General features: G+C 72.0%; 18 protein-coding genes and 1 pseudogene. 8 read left to right on the top strand and 11 right to left on the bottom strand.

The annotated features are described in order from the left end of the window. Positions 1 to 115: 115 nt before the first annotated feature. On the bottom strand, positions 116 to 2422 hold the full coding sequence (locus IE274_RS34820) for an ATP-binding protein (protein ID WP_190119934.1): 2307 nt from the start codon (positions 2420 to 2422) through the stop codon (positions 116 to 118). Positions 2423 to 2871: 449 nt separating this feature from the next. Between IE274_RS34820 and gabT the strand changes: the two genes are divergently transcribed. Both gabT and IE274_RS34810 read left to right on the top strand, forming a co-directional pair. Further along, positions 2872 to 4206, top strand: coding sequence for a 4-aminobutyrate--2-oxoglutarate transaminase (gene gabT, locus IE274_RS34815; protein ID WP_190119933.1), 1335 nt, complete (start codon positions 2872 to 2874; stop codon positions 4204 to 4206). 569 nt (positions 4207 to 4775) lie between these two features. Continuing rightward, positions 4776 to 5414, top strand: coding sequence for a phosphatase PAP2 family protein (locus IE274_RS34810; protein ID WP_307821981.1), 639 nt, complete (start codon positions 4776 to 4778; stop codon positions 5412 to 5414). A gap of 8 nt (positions 5415 to 5422) precedes the next feature. Here IE274_RS34810 and IE274_RS34805 read toward each other — a convergent pair. From IE274_RS34805 to IE274_RS34770, 8 genes and pseudogenes are all read right to left on the bottom strand, one after another. Further along, a pseudogene (locus IE274_RS34805) lies at positions 5423 to 6436 on the bottom strand (chitinase); the annotation flags it as partial. A gap of 346 nt (positions 6437 to 6782) precedes the next feature. Next, positions 6783 to 7313 carry a hypothetical protein gene (locus IE274_RS34800; RefSeq protein WP_190119930.1) on the bottom strand — a complete coding sequence of 177 codons (531 nt, stop codon included), beginning with the start codon at positions 7311 to 7313 and terminating at the stop codon, positions 6783 to 6785. Positions 7314 to 7455: 142 nt separating this feature from the next. Continuing rightward, the gene (locus IE274_RS34795) at positions 7456 to 8874 is read right to left on the bottom strand and encodes an NAD(P)/FAD-dependent oxidoreductase (RefSeq protein ID WP_190119929.1); all 1419 of its coding nucleotides are present in this window, start codon (positions 8872 to 8874) and stop codon (positions 7456 to 7458) included. Positions 8875 to 8917: 43 nt separating this feature from the next. Next, complete coding sequence (locus tag IE274_RS34790) at positions 8918 to 9730, bottom strand: ABC transporter permease (RefSeq protein WP_190119928.1); 813 nt, start codon at positions 9728 to 9730, stop codon at positions 8918 to 8920. Continuing rightward, positions 9730 to 10656 (bottom strand): ABC transporter permease, encoded by a 927-nt coding sequence (locus IE274_RS34785; protein ID WP_190119927.1) that lies wholly within the window; start codon positions 10654 to 10656, stop codon positions 9730 to 9732. Before IE274_RS34785 ends, IE274_RS34790 begins: the two co-directional genes overlap by 1 nt. Further along, positions 10653 to 11807 (bottom strand): ABC transporter ATP-binding protein, encoded by a 1155-nt coding sequence (locus IE274_RS34780; RefSeq protein WP_190119926.1) that lies wholly within the window; start codon positions 11805 to 11807, stop codon positions 10653 to 10655. Before IE274_RS34780 ends, IE274_RS34785 begins: the two co-directional genes overlap by 4 nt. 78 nt (positions 11808 to 11885) lie before the next feature. Further along, entirely contained in the window at positions 11886 to 13130 is a 1245-nt protein-coding gene (locus IE274_RS34775) for a polyamine ABC transporter substrate-binding protein (protein WP_190119925.1), read from the bottom strand. Between the two features lie 72 nt (positions 13131 to 13202). Next, positions 13203 to 14708, bottom strand: coding sequence for a gamma-aminobutyraldehyde dehydrogenase (locus tag IE274_RS34770; RefSeq protein ID WP_190119924.1), 1506 nt, complete (start codon positions 14706 to 14708; stop codon positions 13203 to 13205). Positions 14709 to 14915: 207 nt separating this feature from the next. Between IE274_RS34770 and ybiA the strand changes: the two genes are divergently transcribed. From ybiA to IE274_RS34750, 4 genes are all read left to right on the top strand, one after another. Continuing rightward, on the top strand, positions 14916 to 15449 hold the full coding sequence (gene ybiA / locus IE274_RS34765; protein WP_229910001.1) for a riboflavin biosynthesis intermediates N-glycosidase: 534 nt from the start codon (positions 14916 to 14918) through the stop codon (positions 15447 to 15449). Positions 15450 to 15791: 342 nt separating this feature from the next. Further along, positions 15792 to 16847 carry an adenosine deaminase gene (locus IE274_RS34760; RefSeq protein ID WP_190119922.1) on the top strand — a complete coding sequence of 352 codons (1056 nt, stop codon included), beginning with the start codon at positions 15792 to 15794 and terminating at the stop codon, positions 16845 to 16847. Between the two features lie 73 nt (positions 16848 to 16920). After that, a complete protein-coding gene (locus tag IE274_RS34755) occupies positions 16921 to 17646 on the top strand; it encodes a glycerophosphodiester phosphodiesterase (protein WP_190119921.1) in 726 nt (241 codons plus the stop codon). Positions 17647 to 17756: 110 nt separating this feature from the next. After that, positions 17757 to 18524, top strand: a complete 768-nt coding sequence (locus IE274_RS34750; protein ID WP_268255602.1) for an SAM-dependent methyltransferase — start codon at positions 17757 to 17759, stop codon at positions 18522 to 18524. Between the two features lie 7 nt (positions 18525 to 18531). Here the strand turns inward: IE274_RS34750 and IE274_RS34745 are convergent, their stop codons facing one another. Continuing rightward, complete coding sequence (locus IE274_RS34745; protein ID WP_190119920.1) at positions 18532 to 19182, bottom strand: NADPH-dependent F420 reductase; 651 nt, start codon at positions 19180 to 19182, stop codon at positions 18532 to 18534. Between the two features lie 249 nt (positions 19183 to 19431). Between IE274_RS34745 and IE274_RS34740 the strand changes: the two genes are divergently transcribed. Continuing rightward, positions 19432 to 19758 (top strand): winged helix-turn-helix transcriptional regulator, encoded by a 327-nt coding sequence (locus IE274_RS34740; protein ID WP_229910004.1) that lies wholly within the window; start codon positions 19432 to 19434, stop codon positions 19756 to 19758. A 180-nt stretch (positions 19759 to 19938) separates the two neighbouring features. Continuing rightward, positions 19939 to 21129, top strand: a complete 1191-nt coding sequence (locus tag IE274_RS34735) for a serine hydrolase domain-containing protein (RefSeq protein ID WP_190119918.1) — start codon at positions 19939 to 19941, stop codon at positions 21127 to 21129. Positions 21130 to 21148: 19 nt separating this feature from the next. On the opposite strand, the gene IE274_RS34730 is transcribed toward IE274_RS34735, so the two are convergent. Further along, the gene (locus IE274_RS34730; RefSeq protein ID WP_190119917.1) at positions 21149 to 21895 is read right to left on the bottom strand and encodes an SDR family NAD(P)-dependent oxidoreductase; all 747 of its coding nucleotides are present in this window, start codon (positions 21893 to 21895) and stop codon (positions 21149 to 21151) included. Between the last annotated feature and the right edge of the window lie 153 nt (positions 21896 to 22048).

The following is a 22048-nucleotide window of genomic DNA, read 5'->3' as shown; positions in this document are numbered from 1 at the left end:
CGAGCCCGCCGGGAGCAGCGGCACGGGTTCACCGGAATCAGCTCGACGAGCCCGCCCGGGCGGGCGACGCACGTCAGCCGAGGTCAAGCCCACCGGCCCGCCCGTCGCCCCCACCTCACCCCCGCAGATCCACCAACAACGGCGGCGCGTGCTCCCCCCGGACATCCGTCAGCGACAGCACGGCGTGCCCCGGTGGCACCGCGTGGGCCAGTTCCGAGGCGGACCAGCGTTCGCGTTCGACCTGGCGGACGGTGATGGCGCGGGCGGTGGGGGCCTGGCCGGTGATGACGCGGCGGAGGATGTGGACGGCCTTGCCCGCCGGGGTCTCGGCGATGATCTGGCGGTCGGTGACGTCCCGTGCCTCGGTCCACTCCTTGCCCCAGACCTCAGCGAAGTCCTGGCCGTCCCACGGGGTGAGCCCGGAGAGGGCCATGCGGCAGCCGACGGCACCGAGCAGGGGCGTGCGCAGCGGCCGCGGCGCGTCGTCCAACGTACGCAGCGTCATGACGACCCCCGCGTTCGCGGACCGCAGGCGCTGGATGCGGCGCACCGCCTCGGGCGTCACGGTGCCGGTGGCGTCGTCGAGGACCAGGCAGGCGAACAGGGAGCGGTCCTCGCGTACGGCGGCGGACGCGGTGAACTGGGCGAGCACGAGCCGCGCCAGGATCCGCGAGGCGTCCGCGTGCCCGCGCTCGGGCAGGTCGATGCGGACGCGTACCGGATGGTCGAGGGCCCGCAGCGAGAACGGCGTCGTCTGGCCGGAGGTGTCGAAGAACGCGCCGAACGCGGGCCGGTCGAGCAGCGCGAGGCGGTCGGCGAGGATCGCGCCGGGGTCGCCGGGGTGCCCGAGCTGCCGCTCGCGGGCGTCGAGTTCCCGCAGCATGACCTCCTGCCCGGAGTCCTCCAGGGCCTTGCGGAGCGCCGCGAGCGGGCCGGGCACGCCGTCGAGCAGGGCGCGCAGCTCCGGTACGCCGGGGAAGCGGCCGTGGACCGCGTGGAACGGGCCGAGGAGTTGGGCGAGGACGGTCGTGGAGCGGCGGCTGTCGGCCCCGGGGTGCGGGTCGACGAGGTCGCCGACCAGTGCCTCGGCGAGCACCGCGGCGGCCTCGTCGGGGTCGGCCGTACCGCCGTACAGGTCGAGGTCGTACACGGAGTCCGGGTGCCCGATCCGCACCACCACGTCGTACGCGTCACCGGGTCCGAGCCCCGCGCCCGCCGCGCCCACGACGACGACCGCGGCGCGCCCGGCGAGGGCCTGCAGGCACAGCGCCTCGGCGAGCGGCCACACGACCGTGCCGGTCTTGCCGGACCCGGCGGGCCCGACGGCGAGCAGCGAGGTGCCGATCAGCTCGGGGCCGAGGGCGAGGCCGGTGGCCCGGTAGGCGTACGGGTTGCGCGGGTCGTCCACCGTCGTGCCGATGCGCACCTGCGCGGTGGCGAGGTCGTGGCGCGCGGCCCGCGCGGGCAGGTCGCGGACGCCGGAGGGATGCGGGCAGGCGGCGGCGCCCTCGCGGACGACGGCGTCGGTGAACGTCTCCAGGGGGCTGTTGCCGGAGCGCACGGACCGCCAGGCGCGGGCGATACGGGCGACGTCGATGTCCCGCATGAGGCCCGCGCGGGCATCGGCGGCAAGCCGGTCGGCGGCGGCTCCGGCACCGCCCGCGCGGAGCTTGGGCCACTCGGCGGGGTCCTCGCCGGGCGGGGGCGGCGGGGCGGCGGGCGCGGGGCGCTGGAAGCGGGGCGCGATGAAGCGGCGCCACACCTCGCCCCAGCGGCCGATCCGGCCGACGGCGACCATGATGCCGAGGGCGATGGCGGTGTAGTACGTGTTCCAGACGATGGCGTTGCCGACGCTGTCGCCGGTGTAGATCCACGCGTCCGGCAGGAACAGTTCGAGCGGTACGACCCACCAGCCGCCCAGATAGCCGTTCCACAGCAGCGACCAGACGAGCCAGCCCACCAGGAAGGCGATCACCGCGCCGCTCAGGAGCTGCCGGGTCGGGACGACCTCCGGCTCCTGCTCGGGCCGCGGCCGGTGCCCGAACCGCCAGACTCCGGGGACCGTCGCGGGGCGGGGCGCGCGCAGCCAGGCGAGGAACTCCTCGCCCTCGGTGAGGACGGCGGCGCCCGGTGCGCGGGTGGGCCGGGGCGGAAGGGCGTGCGGGGCGCCGCTTTTCCCGGTCTGCCCGGTCTTCGCGGTCTGCCCGGTCTGCCCGGCACGCGCGCCACCGCTCCCGGCACGCGCACCCCCGTCCCCCGCCCGCGCCACGCCGTTCCCGGCGCGTCCGGGGTCACGCCGGGCGTCGCCGATGGCGTGCTCGGCGTCGCTCCTGCCGCCTTGCGGCGACACGGGGCGCGGCGCCGGACGCGGCACCGGCGTGGCGTGCGTACCGCGAGCGTCGTGCGTGCCGTCGGAAGTCATGGCCCTTGCCCCCTGACCTGCCCTGTCCAGTGGTTCACGGTGGTTCGCGGCTCAATCTAGTGCCCACGCCCCGCAGTTAGGCGGCGTGCGCGCCGAACACGCCACCCGGCCCGTGGGTCCGCGGTGTCCGTACCGGACAAAGCGGCGGACACCGCGGTGGCCCCGGTACCGGACCCGCACGGAGCCCAGTGGCGGACCCGCACGAAACCCGGCAGCGGACCCGTACGGAACCCGGCGGCGGACAGATCGGTGTCACCGGCGGCGACACACCTCTGTTCACCGGTATGTCCACCACGGACAACCGCCACGCCCAACATCTCCCCCGTGGAGCATGCCCGACCCCCTTCCCCGCCCCTAACCTGCGGAGAAAAGCCAGAAGCGTCCGAAAGACGAGCGTCGGAGAAGGCGCGCGTCGCACGCGTCCGCACGACCCACCCCCAGGAGCCCTCATGACCGACCTTCCGCAGGAGCGCCGCGTCGTCACCGCCATCCCCGGGCCGAAGTCCCAGGAGCTGCAGGCCCGCCGTACCGCCGCGGTCGCGGGCGGCGTGGGCTCCGTGCTGCCTGTCTTCGCGGCCCGCGCCGGCGGCGGCATCATCGAGGACGTCGACGGCAACCGCCTGATCGACTTCGGTTCCGGCATCGCCGTGACGAGCGTCGGCGCGTCCGCCGAGGCCGTGGTGCGCCGCGCCTCCGCCCAGCTGCAGGACTTCACCCACACCTGTTTCATGGTCACGCCGTACGAGAGCTACGTGGCGGTGGCCGAGGCCCTGGCCGAGCTGACGCCGGGCGACCACGCCAAGAAGTCCGCGCTGTTCAACTCGGGCGCCGAGGCCGTCGAGAACGCCGTCAAGATCGCCCGCGCGTACACCAAGCGCCAGGCCGTCGTCGTCTTCGACCACGGCTACCACGGCCGCACCAACCTCACGATGGCGCTGACGGCGAAGAACATGCCGTACAAGAACGGCTTCGGCCCGTTCGCGCCCGAGGTCTACCGCGTCCCGGTGGCGTACGGCTACCGCTGGCCGACCGGCGCCGAGAACGCCGGCCCTGAGGCCGCCGCCCAGGCCATCGACCAGATCTCCAAGCAGGTCGGCGCGGAGAACGTCGCCGCGATCATCATCGAGCCGGTGCTCGGCGAGGGCGGCTTCATCGAGCCCGCGACCGGCTTCCTGCCCGCGATCAGCAAGTTCGCCACCGACAACGGCATCGTGTTCGTCGCGGACGAGATCCAGTCCGGCTTCTGCCGCACCGGCCAGTGGTTCGCCTGCGAGCACGAGGGCGTCGTACCGGACCTGATCACGACGGCCAAGGGCATCGCGGGCGGCCTGCCGCTCGCCGCCGTCACCGGCCGCGCCGAGATCATGGACGCCGCGCACGCGGGCGGCCTCGGCGGCACCTACGGCGGCAACCCGGTGGCCTGCGCCGCCGCGCTCGGCGCCATCGAGACGATGAAGGAGCTCGACCTCAACGCCAAGGCGAAGAAGATCGAGTCGACGATGAAGGCGCGGCTCGCCGCGATCGCCGAGAAGTACGACATCGTCGGCGACATCCGCGGCCGCGGCGCGATGATCGCGATCGAGCTGGTCAAGGACCGCACGACCAAGGAGCCGCACCCGGCGGCGGCCGGCGCGCTCGCCAAGGCCTGTCACGCCCAGGGCCTCCTCGTCCTGACCTGCGGCACGTACGGCAACGTGCTGCGCTTCCTGCCGCCGCTGGTGATCGGCGACGAGCTCCTGAACGAGGGCATGGACATCATCGAGGCCGCGTTCGCCGAGGTCTGATCGGAGCGCGGGTCCGGTCCGGGCTCCGAGCCCGGAATCCGGTCCTGGCTCCGGGCCTCCGCATGATCCGTTTCGGCCGGGTACGTCACCGACGTACCCGGCCGAACACCACTCCAGAACCGCGCTCCCCATGGCGCGGAACCACCCCTGACATGTACCGACCTCACGCCGTGTGGAAGCTGTGACCAGGGGTGACGGGCAGGGCCTGTGAAGAACGTGTGGGAGCCCCATGTCGGGATACCGTTCTGTCTGTCGGCCCCCTTCCCCCTGACGTACGGTTTCTGCAGATGAGAGAAACACCCCGCCCTCGGGAAACCGGGGGCGACACCGGGTCGGAGCCTCCCCAGCCCCGCCCTGGGCGTGCCTTCGCGCGCACACCTGGAGCCTACGGCTCCGGAACTCCTCACCGATCGGATGGCCGCCCGCCCCAAACCCCCCGGGGCGTGCGGCAGCCCGGTCAGCTCGGCCGCCTCGGAACTACCCCCCCTGTTCCGAGGCGGCCGACCACTTGTCTCCCCCTCCTCCTGGGAATCGGCCTCGCCTTCGCCTTCGCGCTGCTCACCTGGCAGGTGGCCGCCGACGGCCCGCTGCGCCGCCTCGACGAACGCGTCGGCCGCGCCCTCGCCGACGGCCCGCTGCCCACCGGCGCCGCCGAACTCCTCGCGGACCTGGGGAACATGACGGTCGCCGTGCCGGTCCTCGCCGTCGTCGCCGCGTACACCGCCTGGCGGACCCACCGGGTCGGCACCGCCCTCTGGTGGCCACCGCCCCTCACCGCCGTCCTCGTGATGACGGCGGTCCCGCTCCTCGTGATCCCCCTGAAACTGGCCGTCGACCGCACCGGCCCACCCGGCATGGACGGCACCGGCTACTACCCCTCGGGTCACACCGCCACCGCCACCGTCGCCTACGGCGCGGCCACCCTCCTCCTGCTCCCCCACCTCCCCCGCCCGAACACCCGCCGCGCCCTGACCCTCACCTGCGCCCTGCTGAACCTCGGCGTCGGCTACGGCCTGGTCCGCAGGGGCTACCACTGGCCGATCGACGTCCTCGCCAGCTGGTGCCTGGGCGGCATCCTGCTCCTCGTCATGGCGGCGAGCACGGCACGGTACGGTCGAGAGCCGACCGCGGACCAGCACTCACCGCGGTCCACCGCACCGGGGTCCACGCGTGCGGCCGCGCCTCGCGTGTCCGGTCAGCCCAAGTAGCTGTCGAATCAGCCGAAGTAGCGGTCGAAGTTCTTCGAGAACTCCCAGTTGTTGAAGCGGTCCCAGTTGATGGACCAGGTCATCAGGCCGCGCAGGGCGGGCCAGGTGCCGTGGGGCTTGTAGGAGCCGCAGTTGGTGTTCTTCGTCAGGCAGTCCAGGGCCTTGTTGACCTCGCCGGTGGAGACGTGGCCGTTGCCCGCGTTCACCGAGGCGGGCATGCCGATGGCGAGCTTCTCAGGAGGCAGCGGCGGGAACACGTGGGCGGTGTTGCCCTTGACCGGGAAGCCGGTGAGGAGCATGTCGGTCATGGCGATGTGGAAGTCCGCGCCGCCCATCTGGTGGTACTGGTTGTCGAGGCCCATGATCGGGCCCGAGTTGTAGTCCTGGACGTGCAGCAGGGTGAGGTCGTCGCGCAGGGCGTGGATGACCGGCAGGTAGGCGCCCGCGCGCGGGTCGGCGCCCCACTGGCCGGGGCCGTAGTGCTGGTAGCCGAGCTGCACGAAGAACGTCTCCGGGGCCATGGTGAGGGTGAAGCCGGAGCCGTACTTGGCCTTGAGGGTCTTCACCGCGGAGATCAGGTTCACGATCACCGGGGTCGTGGGGTTCCTGAAGTCGGTGTCGTTGGCGTTCAGCGACAGCGAGTGGCCCTCGAAGTCGATGTCCAGGCCGTCCAGGCCGTACTCGTCGATGATGGCCGAGACCGAGGAGACGAACTTGTCGCGGGCCTGGGTGGTGGTCAGTTGCACCTGGCCGTTCTGGCCGCCTATGGAGATCTGGACCTTCTTGCCCTGGGCCTGCTTGGCCTTGATGGCCGCCTTGAACTCGTCCTTGGTCTCGACGTTCGGGCACTCGGTCTTCGGGCAGAGGCCGAACCGGATGTCGCCGGACGTGGCCGAGGTGGGCTCGCCGAAGGCCAGGTCGATGATGTCCCAGCTCTCGGGTACGTCCGCGAGGCGCGTGTAGCCGGAGCCGTTGGCGAAGCTGGCGTGCAGATAGCCGACGAGGGCGTGCGCGGGCAGCGCCTTGGCGTCGGCGCGCGCCGAAGTCGCCGGGGCCGCCGGGGCCTTCGGGGACACGGTGTCCGCCGGGGACGCCGAATCCGCCGTGCTCGGTGCGGCGAGCAGGCCGGAAGCCGCGAGCGCGAGTGCGGCGGCCGCGGTGAGGAGTCTGGGCCTGCGCAGGGGTGTGCGGAAGCGTGAGCGGTCCACAACTGCCTCCGGGGGGTGGGGGGATGGAGAGCAGGACGCGCTCAAGATGGTCCAGACCAATGCTGTTGTCAAGACTTCGGGCAGCACCGCCCCCGCCATGCGCAGGGGGTGTCCCGCGGTGCTGAGCGAGTGTCCGGCGGCTACCGGAGCGGTGGGCCGCTCACTCCTCGGCGTCCCTGTCTTCCCCGCCGTCCCCGCCGCCCTCAGCGCCCACTTCCGGCCCGGCTCCCTCCCCGCCCCGCTCCGCCCGCACCAGCGACGCCGCTGCCTCGTGCATCGCCAGTTCGAGGAGCGCCGGATCGACCAGCGTGCCCGAGCCGTCCGGTGGGATCAGCCAGCGCACGCCACCGGTGGACCGGCCGGGGTAGGGCACGACGATCCAGGTGCCGCGGCCCGCGCCGCGCACCCCCGTGCCCACCCAGCGCGCGACCGTGCCCGCGGGTACGAAGAAGCCCATCCGGGCGTCGCCGAAGTCGGCGAGGACCGGACCGGGCTGGTCCACGACCCGTGCCAGCACGTCCAGCGTGGGATAGCCGAGTTCGCCCGGCAGGATGAGTACGTCCCAGAGCCTGCCGGCCGGGAGCAGGACGACCCCTAGGGGGTTGCGTTCCCATTCCCAGCGGCAGGCGTCCGGATCCGATGCCACCGACACCAGCCACTCGACCGCCGATTTCGTCCCTGAGCCCGTCATGGCGAACCTTCCTCTCGTCCGGCACGCGTACGCGTGTCACGAGGGAGAGCCGCCTCGGGGCAGAGCATTACGCAGGTTCCACTACTGAGTGGTAGTGAAGCGCGTCACGGAGCGGAGCGGCGTACGCCGGTGGATCTCCGGGTCAGCTGTCGAAGCCGAGTCCCATCTTGTCCATCGTGCGGAGCCATACGTTGCGGCGCCCGGCGTTCTCGTCGGCCCGGGCCAGGGACCACTTGGTCAGCGCCACCCCGGTCCAGGCGAACGGCTCGGGCGGGAACGGCAGCGGCTTGGAGCGGACCATCTCCAGCTCCGTGCGTTCCGTGCGCTCGCCCGCGAGCAGGTCGAGCATCACGTCGGCGCCGAACCGCGTGGCCCCGACGCCGAGTCCGGTGTACCCGGCGGCGTACGCGACCCGGTCCCCGTACGCCGTGCCGAAGAACGCCGAGAAGCGCGAGCAGGTGTCGATCGCGCCGCCCCACGCGTGCGTGAAGCTCACCCCCTCCAGCTGCGGGAAGCAGGTGAAGAAGTGCCCGGCGAGCTTCGCGTACGTCGCGGGGCGGTGGTCGTACTCGGCGCGCACCTTGCCGCCGTACGGGTAGATGGCGTCGTACCCGCCCCACAGGATGCGGTTGTCGGCGGTGAGCCGGAAGTAGTGGAACTGGTTGGCGGCGTCGCCGAGGCCCTGCCGGTTCTGCCAGCCGATGGCGGCGAGCTGGTCGGGGGTCAGGGGCTCGGTCATCAGGGCGTAGTCGTACACCGGGACCGTGTACGCGCGCACGCGCTTGACCAGGGACGGGAAGACGTTCGTGCCGAGCGCGACCTGGCGGGCGTAGACCCTGCCGTAGGGCGTGCGGACGGCCATGCCCGCGCCGGGCGAGGCGAGTCGGAGGGCCGGGGTGTGTTCGTAGACGCGCACGCCGAGGTCGACGCAGGCGCGCTTGAGGCCCCAGGCGAGCTTCGCCGGGTGCAGCATGGCGACGCCGTCGCGGTCCCAGAACCCGCCGAGGAACGTGGGCGAGTCCACCTGCTCGCGGAGCGCGTCCGCGTCCAGCATCTCGGCGCCCCCCGCGAGGCCGAGCGCGTCCATCTCCTCGTACATCTCGTGCAGCTCGGCGAGCTGATGCGGCTGGGTCGCCACGTCGATCTCGCCGGTGCGCTCGAAGTCGCAGGCGATGCCGTAGCGGGCGACGGCGGCCTCGATCTCGTCGAGGTTGCGGGCGCCCAGCTCCTCCAGGCGGGCGATCTCGCCGGGCCAGCGGGCCAGGCCGTTGGGGAGGCCGTGGGTGAGGGAGGCGGCGCAGAAGCCGCCGTTGCGGCCGGAGGCGGCCCAGCCGATCTCGCGGCCCTCGACGAGGACGACATCGCGGCCGGGGTCGCGCTCCTTGGCGATCAAGGCCGTCCACAGGCCGCTGTAGCCGCCGCCGACGACGAGCAGGTCGCAGCGCTCGTCGCCGACCAGGGCGGGTTCGGGGTCGGGCTTCTCGGGGTCGTCCAGCCAGAACGAGACCGGCTTGGCCTCGGCGAGGGACTTGGTCCAGCGGGTCATGGCGCTTGGGGCCATGATTTCCACTCCTTCGGAGTTCAGGGAGACGACGTGTCGTCGCTCAGAGCGACTTCTTCTTGCGGCGCATTCCGACGAGCATTCCTGCCACCACGAGAAGGACGGCAATCAGGAACATCGCCGTACCGATCACATTGATCTGAACGGGCGTGCCCCGCTGCGCGGATCCCCAGACGAACATGGGGAACGTCACGGTGGATCCGGCGTTGAAGTTCGTGATGATGAAATCGTCGAAGGAGAGCGCGAAGGCGAGCAGCGCGCCCGCGGCGATCCCGGGCGCCGCGATCGGCAGCGTGACGCGCAGGAACGTCTGCACGGGCCCGGCGTAGAGGTCCTGGGCGGCCTGTTCCAGCCTCGGGTCCATGGACATCACGCGCGCCTTCACGGCCGTCACGACGAAGCTCAGGCAGAACATGATGTGCGCGATCAGGACGGTCCAGAAGCCGAGTTGGGCGCCCATGTTGAGGAACAGCGTGAGCAGCGAGGCGGCCATGACGACCTCGGGCATGGCCATCGGCAGGAAGATCAGCGAGTTCACGGCGCCGCGCGCGCGGAAGCGGTAGCGCACGAGCGCGAAGGCGATCATCGTGCCGAGCGCGGTCGCGCCGAGCGTCGCCCAGAACGCGATCTGCAGGCTCAGCGAGAGCGAGCCGCACATGTCGGCGACGCCGCACGGGTCCTTCCAGGCGTCCAGGGAGAACTCCTGCCAGGAGTAATTGAAGCGGCCCTTCGGCTTGTTGAAGGAGAAGACCGTGACGACGACGTTGGGCAGCAGCAGATAGGCGAGCGTGACGAGTCCGGCGATGACGACGAGATTCCGGCGCAGCCAGCGGAAGAATGCCGAGAGAACGGCCATCAGACGAGATCCTCCGTCCCCGCCTTGCGGATGTAGAACGTGACCATGAGCAGGATCGCGGCCATCAGGATGAACGAGAGCGCCGCGGCCGTCGGGTAGTCCAGGATCCGCAGGAACTGCGTCTGGATGACGTTGCCGACCATGCGGGTGTCGGTGGAGCCGAGCAGATCGGCGTTGACGTAGTCGCCCGCCGCCGGGATGAAGGTGAGCAGGGTGCCGGAGACGACGCCGGGCATCGACAGCGGGAACGTCACCTTGCGGAAGGTGGTGGACGGCCGGGCGTAGAGGTCGCCCGCCGCCTCGTGCAGGCGGCCGTCGATGCGCTCCAGGGAGGTGTAGAGCGGCAGGATCATGAACGGCAGGAAGTTGTACGTGAGGCCGCAGACCACCGCGAGCGGGGTGGCGAGGACGCGGTCGCCGTCGGTGGCGCCGAGCCAGTTGGTGACGTCGAGCAGATGCAGGTTGTTCAGGGCGCCGACGACCGGGCCGCCGTCGGCGAGGATCGTCTTCCAGGCCAGCGTGCGGATGAGGAAGCTGGTGAAGAACGGCGCTATCACCAGGACGAGGATCAGGTTGCGCCAGCGGCCCGCGCGGAACGCGATCAGGTAGGCCAGCGGATAGCCGAGGAGCAGGCACAGGATGGTGGCGGCGCCCGCGTAGAGGACCGAGCGCAGGAACTGCGGCCAGTAGTCGCCGAGCGCGTCCCAGTAGGTGGCGAAGTGCCAGGTGACCTTGTAGCCCTCTTCGAGGGAGCCGGTCTGCACCGAGGTCGACGCCTGGTAGACGAGCGGCAGCGCGAAGAAGACGAGCAGCCAGAGGATGCCGGGCAGCAGGAGCCAGTAGGGGACGAGGCGGCCGCGCTTGCGGGGCGGGCGCGCCGGGGGCTCGTCGGCCTCGGGGGGCGCGGCCTCGGTGAGGGTGCTCACGCGTCCTCCTCGACCTTCTCCACGCCCGCCTCGACGTCCTGGTCCGCGTCCAGGCCGAAGGTGTGCGCGGGGTTCCAGTGCAGGACGACCTCCGCGCCCGGGGCGAGCCGGGTGTCGCGCTCGATGTTCTGCGCGTACACCTCGAAGGCGTCGCAGACGGGGCTGTCGACGACGTACTGCGTGGAGACGCCGATGAAGCTGGAGTCGGCGATGCGGCCGGTGATGCGGTTGCGGCCGTCCGGGATCGCGCCCGCGTCGTCGGCGTGCGTGAGCGAGATCTTCTCCGGGCGTACGCCCACCAGGACCGTGCCGCCGGCGCTGACCGACGCCGTACATCGCGCCTTGGGCAGCGTCAGCTTCCCGCCGCCCGCCTTGAGGAACACGTCCTCGCCGCTGACCTCCGCCACCTCGGCCTCGATGAAGTTGGACGTGCCGAGGAAGTTGGCGACGAAGGTGGTGCCCGGGTTCTCGTACAGGTCGGCGGGGGCGCCCTGCTGCTCGACGCGGCCGCCGTTCATCACGGCGACGGTGTCGGCCATCGTCATGGCCTCCTCCTGGTCGTGCGTGACGTGCACGAAGGTGATGCCGACCTCGGTCTGGATGCGCTTGAGTTCGAGCTGCATCTGGCGGCGCAGCTTCAGGTCGAGGGCGCCGAGCGGCTCGTCGAGGAGCAGCACCTTGGGGTGGTTGATGAGGGCGCGGGCGACGGCGACGCGCTGCTGCTGGCCGCCGGAGAGCTGGTGCGGCTTCTTGCGGGCCTGCTCGCCGAGCTGGACCAGGTCGAGCATCTCGCCGACCTGCTTCTTCACCGACTTGATGCCGCGGCGGCGCAGGCCGAAGGCGACGTTCTCGAAGATGTCGAGGTGCGGGAAGAGCGCGTACGACTGGAAGACCGTGTTCACGGGCCGCTTGTAGGGCGGCAGCGCGGTGACGTCCTGCTCGCCGAGGCGGACGGTGCCGCTGCTGGGCTCCTCCAGGCCCGCGATCATGCGCAGGGTGGTGGTCTTGCCGCAGCCGGAGGCGCCGAGCAGCGCGAAGAAGGAGCCCTGGGGCACGGTGAGATCGAGCGGGTGCACGGCGGTGAAGGAACCGTAGGTCTTGCTGATCCCGGTCAGGCGGACGTCGCCGCCGTGTTCTTGAGCAGTCGTCATGTTGGCGTCCAGAGGAGGTCGAGGTGTTTACCGCTGGGGGCGGGGAGCCGGAAGGCCGGTGTCGGGGACCGGTCGATGTCAGGAACCGGTCAGCTTCGCGAACTTGCCCTCGTAGGCGGTCTCTTCCTTCGGGGTGAGGGAGCGGAAGGCGTGCGACTTCGCCGCCATCTCCTTGTCGGGGAGGATCAGCGGGTTCGCGGCGGCCTTGGGGTCGATCTTCGCGAGTGCGTCGCGGACGCCGTCCACGGGGCACACGTAGTTGATGTAGGCGGCGAGACGGGCCGCGGGCCCGGGCTCGTAGTAGTAGTCGATGAGCCGTTCGGCGTTGCGCTTGTGGCGCGCCTTGTTGGGGATCAGAAGGTTGTCGGTCGAGGTGAGGTAGCCGCTGTCGGGGATGACGAACTCGATGTCGGGGTTGGCGAGTTTGAGCTGGACGACGTCACCGGCCCAGGCGACGCACGCGGCGAGGTCGCCCTTGTCGAGGTCGGCGGTGTAGTCGTTGCCGGTGAAGCGACGGATCTGCCTCTTGTCGACGGCCTTCTGGAGCCGGGCCACGGCCGCGTCGAAGTCGTCGTCGGTGAACTTCGCGGGGTCCTTGCCGAGGTCGAGCAGGACCATCCCCATGGTGTCGCGCATCTCGGACAGGAAGCCCACGCGCCCCTTGAGCTTCGGCTCGTCCAGGAGCTGCGACACCGAGGTGATCTTCTCCCCGTCGGTCGCCTTCTTGTTGTACGCGATGACGGTGGAGATGCCGGTCCAGGGGTACGAGTACGCGCGCCCGGGGTCCCAGTCGGGCGAGCGGAACTGGGCGGACAGGTTGGCGTAGGCGTGCGGAAGCTGGGCCGGGTCGAGCTTCTGCACCCAGCCGAAGCGGATGAGGCGGGCGGCGAGCCAGTCCGTGACGCAGATCAGGTCCCGGCCGGTGTCCTGACCGGCGGCGAGCTGCGGTTTGACCTTGCCGAAGAACTCGTTGTTGTCGTTGATGTCCTCGGTGTACTTGACCTTGATCCCGGTGCGCTCGGTGAACGCGTCGAGGGTGGGGCGCCGCTCGTCCTCGTCGACGTCCATGTACTCGGTCCAGTTGGAGAAGTTGACCCGCTTCTCCTTGTCCGAGCGGTCGTCCGCGGCGATGCCGCCCTCGCCCTTTCCGGCGGCGGGGATCCCGCAGGCGCTCAGCGCCCCGAGCCCGCCCGCGGCGAGCACACCGCCGGCGGAGGCGCGCAGCACCGAACGGCGGCCGATGGCGGCGGGGACGCCGCGCAGGCTGCGCCGCATGGCGGCGAGCTGGGCCGGGGACACAGTGTCGGGCTCGTACTGCTCCATGCGCTTTCTGCCCTTTCGGGAGGTGAGCGGGCGGGCGCCGCCCGGTCGCGCGGCGCCCGTCCCCGCGTGCGGCTAGCGGTCCCCGAAGATCGTGCGGTGCCAGTCCTTCCTGGCCACCGCGGTGTTGTCGAACATGACGTGCTTGATCTGCGTGTACTCCTCGAAGGAGTAGGCGGACATGTCCTTGCCGTAGCCGGACGCCTTGTAGCCGCCGTGCGGCATCTCGCTGAGGATCGGGATGTGGTCGTTGACCCAGACGCAGCCCGCCTTGATCTCGCGGGTGGCGCGGTTGGCGCGGAAGACGTCCCGGGTCCAGGCGGAGGCGGCGAGCCCGTAGGGGGTGTCGTTGGCGAGGCGGATGCCGTCGGCGTCCGCGTCGAAGGGCAGCACGACGAGCACCGGGCCGAAGATCTCCGCCTGCACCACCTCGCTGTCCTGCGCGGCGTCCGCGATGAGGGTCGGCCGGTAGTACGCGCCCGGGTGGTCGAGGGCCGCGCCGCCCGTCACCACGCGCGCGGAGGAGCGGGCCCGGTCGACGAAGGCGGCGACGCGGTCGCGGTGCGCGTGCGAGATGAGCGGGCCGAGGTCGGTGGCCGGGTCGAAGGGGTCGCCGAGCCGCACGGTCGCCATCAGGTCGGCGACGCCCGCCACGAAGGCGTCGTACAGCGGCCGCTGCACGTACGCGCGCGTGGCGGCCGTGCAGTCCTGGCCGCTGTTGATGAGGGCGCCCGCGACGGCCCCGTGCACGGCGGCCTCCAGGTCGGCGTCGTCGAAGACCACGAAGGGCGCCTTGCCGCCGAGCTCCAGGTGCAGCCGCTTGACGGTGGCGGTGGCGACCTCCGCGACGCGCTTGCCGACGCCGGTCGACCCGGTGAAGGACGTCATGACGACGTCGGGGTGGCCGACCAGGTGCTCGCCCGCCTCCTTGCCCGCGCCGGTGACGATGTTGACGACGCCGTCGGGGATCCCGGCGGCGGTGGCGGCCTCGGCGAAGAGCAGGGACGTGAAGGGGGTGAGCTCGGCGGGCTTCAGGACGATGGTGTTGCCCGCGGCGATGGCCGGCAGGACCTTCCAGGCGGCCATCTGGAGGGGATAGTTCCAGGGCGCGATGGAGCCGACGACACCGATCGGCTCGCGGCGTACGTACGAGGTGTGGTCGCCGCCGTCGTACTCCCCCGCCGACTGGCCCTGCAGGTGGCGGGCCGCGCCCGCGAAGAAGGAGGTGTTGTCGATGGTCCCCGGCACGTCGAACTCGCGGCTCAGCTTGATCGGCTTGCCGCACTGCAGGGACTCGGCCTGCGCCAGCTCCTCGGCGCGCGCGGACAGCTCCCCGGCGAAGCGGTGCATGGCGTCGGAGCGCTCACCGGGGCCGGCGGCCGCCCAGCCGTCGTACGCGGCCGCGGCCGCGGCGACGGCGGTGTCGACATCCTTGGGGCCCGCGAGCTCGTACGTCAGGACCTCCTCGCCCGTGGCCGGATCGACGACCGCGTGGGTGCGGCCCGAGGTGCCCTGGGTGAGGCGTCCCGCGATGTACTGGGCGCCGTCCGCGAAACGGTCCCGCGCCTGGAATGTGTGCATGACGCTCTCCTCCGCCGGCCGCCCCGTCCCGAGAGGGTCGGCGTAGTTCCAGATCGATTTGAGTGCCGATCCTGACAGAGGGCCGATAGCCCAACAAGTGATTCCGTTGTTGCCTTTTGGTTACGCGACGGAATCTGTCGACCAGGTGTCGAGTCGGCTTGGAAAAGGAGGGACGGAATGTCAGTGGTGCCTGCCAGGGTGGCGTGCATGAGGGATTTCACAGGGGAGGACACGGGGAAGGGCGGGGCCGAGTACCTGTACTTCTGGGGGCACGCCCCGCGCCGGGACGGTGCGCTGGGGGCGAGCTGTTTCAGCCAGTGGTGGCCCTCGCCGTTCACGGCCGACGGCGTGGCGTACGCGACGGCGGAGCACTGGATGATGGCCCGGAAGGCCCGCCTCTTCGGTGACGCGGAGGCCGAGCGGGCGGCGCTCGCGGCGCGTACGCCCGCCGAGGCGAAGCGGGCGGGGCGGCACGTGCGGGACTTCGACGATCAGGTCTGGGAGCGGGAGCGCTTCGGGATCGTGGTCGAGGGGTCGGTGCGGAAGTTCTCGTCGGACGGGGCGCTGCGGGCGTATCTCGTCGGTACGGGCGACCGGGTGCTGGTCGAGGCGAGCCCCGTGGACCGGGTGTGGGGCGTCGGCCTGGCCGCCGACGATCCGCGGATCGCGGATCCCGCGGGGTGGCGGGGGCTGAACCTGCTGGGGTCGGCGCTGATGGAGGCGCGGGAGCGGCTGCGGTAGCGGGCCTGTCGTGGCGGGGGTATCGGGGCGGCTGCGGGAGCGGCCTGTCATGGCGGGGGGTATCGGGGCGGCTGCGGGAGCGGCCTGTCATGGCGGGGGGGGCGGGGCGGCTGCGGGAGCGGCCTGTCATGGCGGGGGGCGGGGCGGCTGCGGCCTTGTCGCGCCCCGGGGAGCGGCTGCGGCAGCCACCCGGTCCGCCCGGTCCGCCCGGGAGGAGTCGCCGTCGCGGCCGGGGGCGGGGCGGGTGGCCGCCCGGTTCCGGCCGGGATCCGCGTCCTACGATGATCCCCGACCCACGGGTCGACCGATCAGCCGATCACACCGTGTTCCGGGGAGGAACCCATGTCCGACCACCAGACTCAGCCCGCCGCGCAGACACAAGCGTTCATCGCCGGACTGCCCAAGGCCGAACTCCACGTCCACCACGTCGGCTCCGCCTCTCCCCGGATCGTCTCCGCCCTCGCCGCCCGGCACCCCGACTCGAAGGTGCCCACGGACATCGAGGCCCTCGCGGACTACTTCACGTTCACGGACTTCGCGCACTTCGTCCAGGTGTACCTGTCCGTCGTGGACCTGATCCGCACCCCCGACGACGTCCAGCTCCTCACCTTCGAGGTGGCCCGCGAGCTGTCCCGGCAGAACGTGCGGTACGCCGAGCTGACCATCACCCCCTTCTCCTCCACCCGCCGCGGCATCGACGAGCACGCCTTCATGGCCGCCATCGAGGACGCCCGCAAGACCGCCGAGGCCGAGCTCGGCGTCGTCCTGCGCTGGTGCTTCGACATCCCCGGCGAGGCGGGCCTGGAGTCGGCGGCGGAGACGGTGCGGCTGGCCACCACCGACGGCATCCGCCCCGAGGGCCTGGTCTCCTTCGGCCTCGGCGGCCCCGAGATCGGCGTACCGCGCCCGCAGTTCAAGCCGTACTTCGACCGCGCCATCGCCGCCGGCCTGCACTCGGTGCCGCACGCGGGCGAGACCACCGGCCCGGAGACCGTCTGGGACGCGCTCACCCACCTGCGCGCCGAGCGCATCGGGCACGGCACCAGCTCCGCCAAGGACCCCGAGCTCCTCGCGCACCTGGCCGAGCACCGCATCCCGCTGGAGGTCTGCCCGACCTCGAACATCGCGACCCGTGCCGTCGCCACCCTCGACGAGCACCCGCTCAAGCAGTTCGTGGACGCGGGCGTCACCGTCACCATCAACTCCGACGACCCGCCCATGTTCGGCACGGACCTCAACAACGAGTTCGCCGTCGCCGCCCGCCTCCTCGGCCTCGACGAGCGCGGCATCGCCGCCCTCGCGAAGAACGGCGTCGAGGCGTCGTTCCTGGACCGGGCGGGCAAGGACAGGATCACCGCCGAGATCGACGCGTACACGGAGAACTGGCTGGCCTCCTGACACAACTCGGGAGCGCGCGGACGGGCCCCGGGCCGACCAGCCCCGGGGCCCGTCCCCCGCCACAATGGGTGCCATGCGCACCGTGACTGCCGTCGCCCACCGAGGCGACCCCTACCGCGTCTGCGAGAACACCCTCCCCTCCCTGCGCTCGGCGCTCGAACGGGGCGCGGACGCCGTGGAGATCGACGTCCGCCCGACCCGCGACGGCGTCCCCGTCCTGCTGCACGACGCGAGCCTCACCCGCCTCTGGGAGCACGATCGCCCCCTGTCCGCGCTGTCCGCCGACGAAGTGCGCGGTCTGACCGGCGGCGGCGTGCCCACCCTCGAAGAGGCCCTGAAGGAGACGGACGGCCACCGCGTCCTCGTGGACCTCCCGGGCGCGACCCCCGAGGCGGTGCGCGGAATCGTCGGCGTCATCGGCGACTGCGGTGCCGCCGACCGGGCGTACTACTGCGCGGGCCCCGACGCGATGCTCGCCGTGCGGGCCGCGGACCCGGCCGCGGAGATCGCCCTCACCTGGAAGTCGCTCGCCCCGCCCCGGCCCGCGCTGCTCGCCGCGATCGGCCCGCGCTGGCTCAACTACCGTTTCGGCCTGGTGAGTCGGGGCCTGGTCGACCATGTGCACGCGAGCGGTCTGCTGGTCTCGGCGTGGACTCCCGACACCCGACGCTCCATGCGTAAGCTCATCTCCCACGGGGTGGACTCGATCACCACCAACCGCGTGGACGCACTCGCCGCCGAGCTGTCCCGAGGGCCCCGGCGGCCTCGCCAGGAGACGGGGAAGGAACCTCACGATTGAGCGCAGAGCACGCAAGGAGCACGGCGAACACAGCGAACACGGCGAACGCCACGAACACACGGCACGCGGAGAACACCGACAGCGCCGACAGCACCGACGGCGCCGGGCGGATACGCACCGACATGGCGCACAACGCCCGCGTCTGGAACTACTGGCTGGGCGGCAAGGACAACTACTCGGTGGACCGCGCGGTCGGCGAGCAGGTCGTCGAGATGTTCCCCGGCATCGGCCAAGTCGCCCGCGCGGACCGGGCGTTCCTCGGCCGCGCGGTGGCACATCTGGTGGGCGACGCGGGCATCCGCCAGTTACTGGACATCGGTACGGGCCTGCCCACGGGCGACAACACCCATGAGGTCGCGCAGCGCCTCGCGCCCGACGCGCGCATCGTGTACGTCGACAACGACCCCATCGTCCTCACCCACGCCAACGCCCTGCTCACCAGCTCCCCCGAGGGCTCGACCGCGTACATCGACGCGGACGCCCGGGACACGGAGCGCATCCTGCGGGCCGCCGCCGAGACCCTCGACTTCGAGCAGCCGGTGGCCGTGATGCTGCTGGGCATCCTCAACTTCATCCCCGAGACCGACGTGGCCCGCGGCATCGTGCGGACCCTCATGGACGCGGTGCCGTCCGGCAGTTACCTGGTCATGACCCACCCGACCCTGGACGCCGACGTCGGCGGCGCGGACAACCAGCCCGCCATGGACTTCTGGAACGCCAACGCGACACCGCCGATCACCGGCCGCACCCGCGCGGAGTTCCTGTCGTTCATGGCGGGCCTCGACCTCCTCGACCCGGGCGTCGAATCGTGCGCGCGCTGGCGGTTCCCGGCGGCGGAGCCGGTGCCGCAGTTCGGCGCGGTGGGCCGCAAGCCGTAGCCCGGGGCTAACCGGGCTCGCCCGCCACCTGGCCGACCGGCGGCACGACGGCCTGCGCGTCCACGCCCTCGCCCACCCAGAGGCCGATGAAGAGCGCGGCCGTCGCCTCCACAAGGGCGGCCCGCCCGAGGCCGCCCGCGGCGTAGGGCACGCAGCCGATGTCCCGCACCAGTTCGCGTACGACGCGCAGCGCGTCCTCGTCGTCACCGCACACCGGCACCGCGAGGCGCCGCCCGTCGAACTCGGGCGGCGTGAGCCGCCACACGCTGTCGTGGCAGAGGTTGAACGCCTTCACCACCCGGGCTCCGGGCGCGGCGGCGGCCAGTTGTTCGGCGGCGGCTTCGGTGCCCCGTGTGAGCAGCGCGAAGCCCGCGCCGACGGGGTTGCCGCAGTCCACCAGGACCCGGCCGTGCAGGGCGTCGGCGAGCCCTGCGGCGACCTCGGCCCCGGCCGCGTACGGCAGCGCGTGCAGCACCGCGCCGTCCCCGAACTCGGCGGCCGCCCGCAGCGAGCCGTGGCCCGCCGCGCCGATCCGCCCGGCGAGGGCGGCCGCCCGGCCCTCGTCGCGCGCCCCGACGTACACCTCGTGTCCGGCGCGCACCCACTGCGTGCCCAGCGCGTCGGCCATGTTCCCGGCCCCGAGAATCCCTATCCGCATACGCGTCGCTCTCCCTCGTACATCCCGGTGTTCCGGCCCGATGACCGATACGAGGACGACACTAGAAAGCCCCTCGGGCACCGATCGGTAAGTCTCGGCCCGCCTTCGCCAGGTCGCGGCACCTCAGGCACCATGCGAAGCGTGACGCCCCACGACCCGACCGCCGAACCGCCCCACGAACCCACCACCGAACCACCCCACGAACCCACCGACCTCCTCGCCGACTGCCGCGCCCGCCTCGCCTTCGACCTGCTCGCCAACACCTGGAACGCGGTGGCGCTCTGGGCCCTGCGGCACGGCCCGCTGCGCCCGCGCGAACTGCGCACCCGCATCGGCGGCATCAGCCCCAAGATCCTCACGGCGACACTGCGCCGCCTGGAGTACAACGGCCTGGTGACCCGCCACGCGTACGCCGAGTCCCCACCCCGCGTCGAATACGCCCTCACCGACCTCGGCCGCACCCTGCTCACCCCGATCGAGACGTTCGGGGTGTGGGCACACACGCACGGGGACGAGGTGATGGCGGCACAGGACAGGGGCGAGAGGGCCGAGCGGGGCGAGGCGGCCACCTCGTAGGCGCAGCCACCCTTCAGAGAAGCCATCCCCTAAGGGTTAGCCCCTCCAACTACCCTTACTATCCCGCCAGTTGACCCCGGACCGCCTCAGGGCCCCCACCCCTCCCCAGTGACGATCCCCCGCCCCCACCCACCGCACAGGATGAGACCGACCCACCCAGTCACTCACCTGGAGCAGCTCATGCGCGTACACGCCGGTCTCGTCGCCGCGCTCGCCGGCGCCGTCGTCCTCGGTCTCACGGCCGCCGCCGCGCCCGCCCTCGCGAGCAGCGGTACCCCGGCGCCCGCCGCCGTCGCCGCGGACATCCGCTCGGGGCCCGACGGCAAGGCGCTGCGTGAAGCCATCGCCGGTCTTCCCGATGCCGACGCGACGGCCGCGCTGGTGCGGGTGCGGGGGAAGAAGGCGTCGTGGCACGGGAGTTCAGGAGTGCGGGACCTCACGTCGGGGCGCGACGCGAACCCGGAGGGGCGGTTCCGGGCCGGGTCCACCACGAAGGTGGTGACGGCGGCCGTGGTCCTGCAGCTCGCCGCCGAGGGCGAGGTCGACCTCGACGCGCCCGTCCAGCGCTATCTGCCGGACGTCTTCGCCCCGCACGCCGACGCCTTCCGCAGGCCCATCTCCGTACGCCGACTCCTCAACCACAGCAGCGGGTTGCGGCCGGGGCGCGCACTGGGCACGACCTTCGAGGAACTGTACGCGCGCCGCTTCGAGACGCTCACCCCGCAGGAGGTCGCCGCCTCGTCCCTCGCGAAGGGACCCGCGTACGACCCGGGGACCAGGCAGGAGTACCTGGGCGTCAACTACACGCTGCTCGGGCTGCTGATCGAGAAGGTCACGGGGCACTCGTACGAGCATGAGGCCACCCGGCGCGTCCTCAAGCGCGCGGGCATGCGGCACTCCTCCTTCCCCGGCACCGACCCACGCATCCACGGTCCGCACAACCGCGGCTACCAGGCCGTGCGGACGCCGGACGGCGGGACGCGCCTGGTCGACGTGACGGAGTGGAACCAGCGGGACCGGATGGCGGGCGGCGACATGATCTCCACGACGGCCGACCTGGAGCGGCTGACCGTCGCCCTGTTCCAGGGCAGGATCGTGCCGAAGCCGCAGCTGGAGGAGATGTTCACGGTGCCGTCGGACATCGAGGGCGCCACGATGAGCGCGGGCCTGATGCGGTACGAGGCACCCGACGGGCGGGTCGTCTGGCTGAAGACCGGCGGGCGGCACGGCTACAACTCGATCGTCGCCGCCACCCGGAACCTGGACACCGTCCTCGTCTACTCGGTCAACTCCACCGACGCCAAGGGCCAGGACATGAACCCGGTCGCCCAGCGCATCATCGAGGCGGCGCTCAAGCCCGCCCGCCGCTGACCCCGCCCGCGGGCCGGACCTACGCGTTCGTGCCGCCGTCGACCGTGACCTCCGTGCCGGTGATGGTGCGCCCGCCGGGACCGACGAGGTGGGCTACCGTCGCCGCGATGTCGTCGGCGTCCGAGTAGTGGCCGAGGGCGGAGATGCCGCGCTGGAAGTCGGAGCTCTCGCCGTCGGCCGGGTTCATGTCGGTGTCCGTGGAGCCGGGGTGCACGGCGTTGACGGTGATGCCGCGGGGGCCGAGTTCGCGGGCGAGGGCCTTGGTGAAGCCGCTCAGGGCGGACTTGCTCATGGAGTACAGGACGATGCCGCCGAACGGCACCCGGTGCACGAGGTTGCTGCCGATGCTCACGATGCGCCCGCCCCGCGGCAGATGGGCGAGGGCGGCCTGCCCGGCGACGAAGGCGGCGCGGGCGTGGATCGCGAGGGTGCGGTCCAGCTCCTCCGGCGTGACGTCCTCGAACGGCCCGTACGGGTACACGCCCGCGTTGTTGACCAGGATGTCCAGGCGGCCCAGCTCCCGGGCCGCCCGCGCCACGGCCGCCCGCACCGCGTCCGCGTCCGCCGCGTCGGCCTGGATGGCGACGGCCCGCCGCCCCGCCGCCGCCACATCGGCGACGACGGCCTCGGCCTTCGCCTTCCCGGCCGGGCTCACATAGGTGAACGCCACATCGGCCCCGTCCCGCGCGAGCCGCCGCACGATCGCCGCACCGATCCCCCGGCTGCCGCCCGTCACCAGCGCGGCCTTGCCCACCAGCTCAGTCATCCCCGACCCCAAATCTCTGTGAGTGCCCTGCGTATGCGTGTGCCGCCGACCCCGGCCCATAATTCTGTGCCGGTCGACACAGAAACATTCACACGGGCGTACCCTCACGTCAAGGCCTATATTTGTCACTCACTACAGAAATGCGCGCGAGGG

It is taken from the genome of Streptomyces flavofungini (genome assembly GCF_014650815.1).
Lineage (GTDB): Bacteria > Actinomycetota > Actinomycetes > Streptomycetales > Streptomycetaceae > Streptomyces > Streptomyces flavofungini.
The sequence above is the reverse complement of the archived record's forward strand: the minus strand, read 5'-3'. Positions and strand labels throughout refer to the sequence as shown.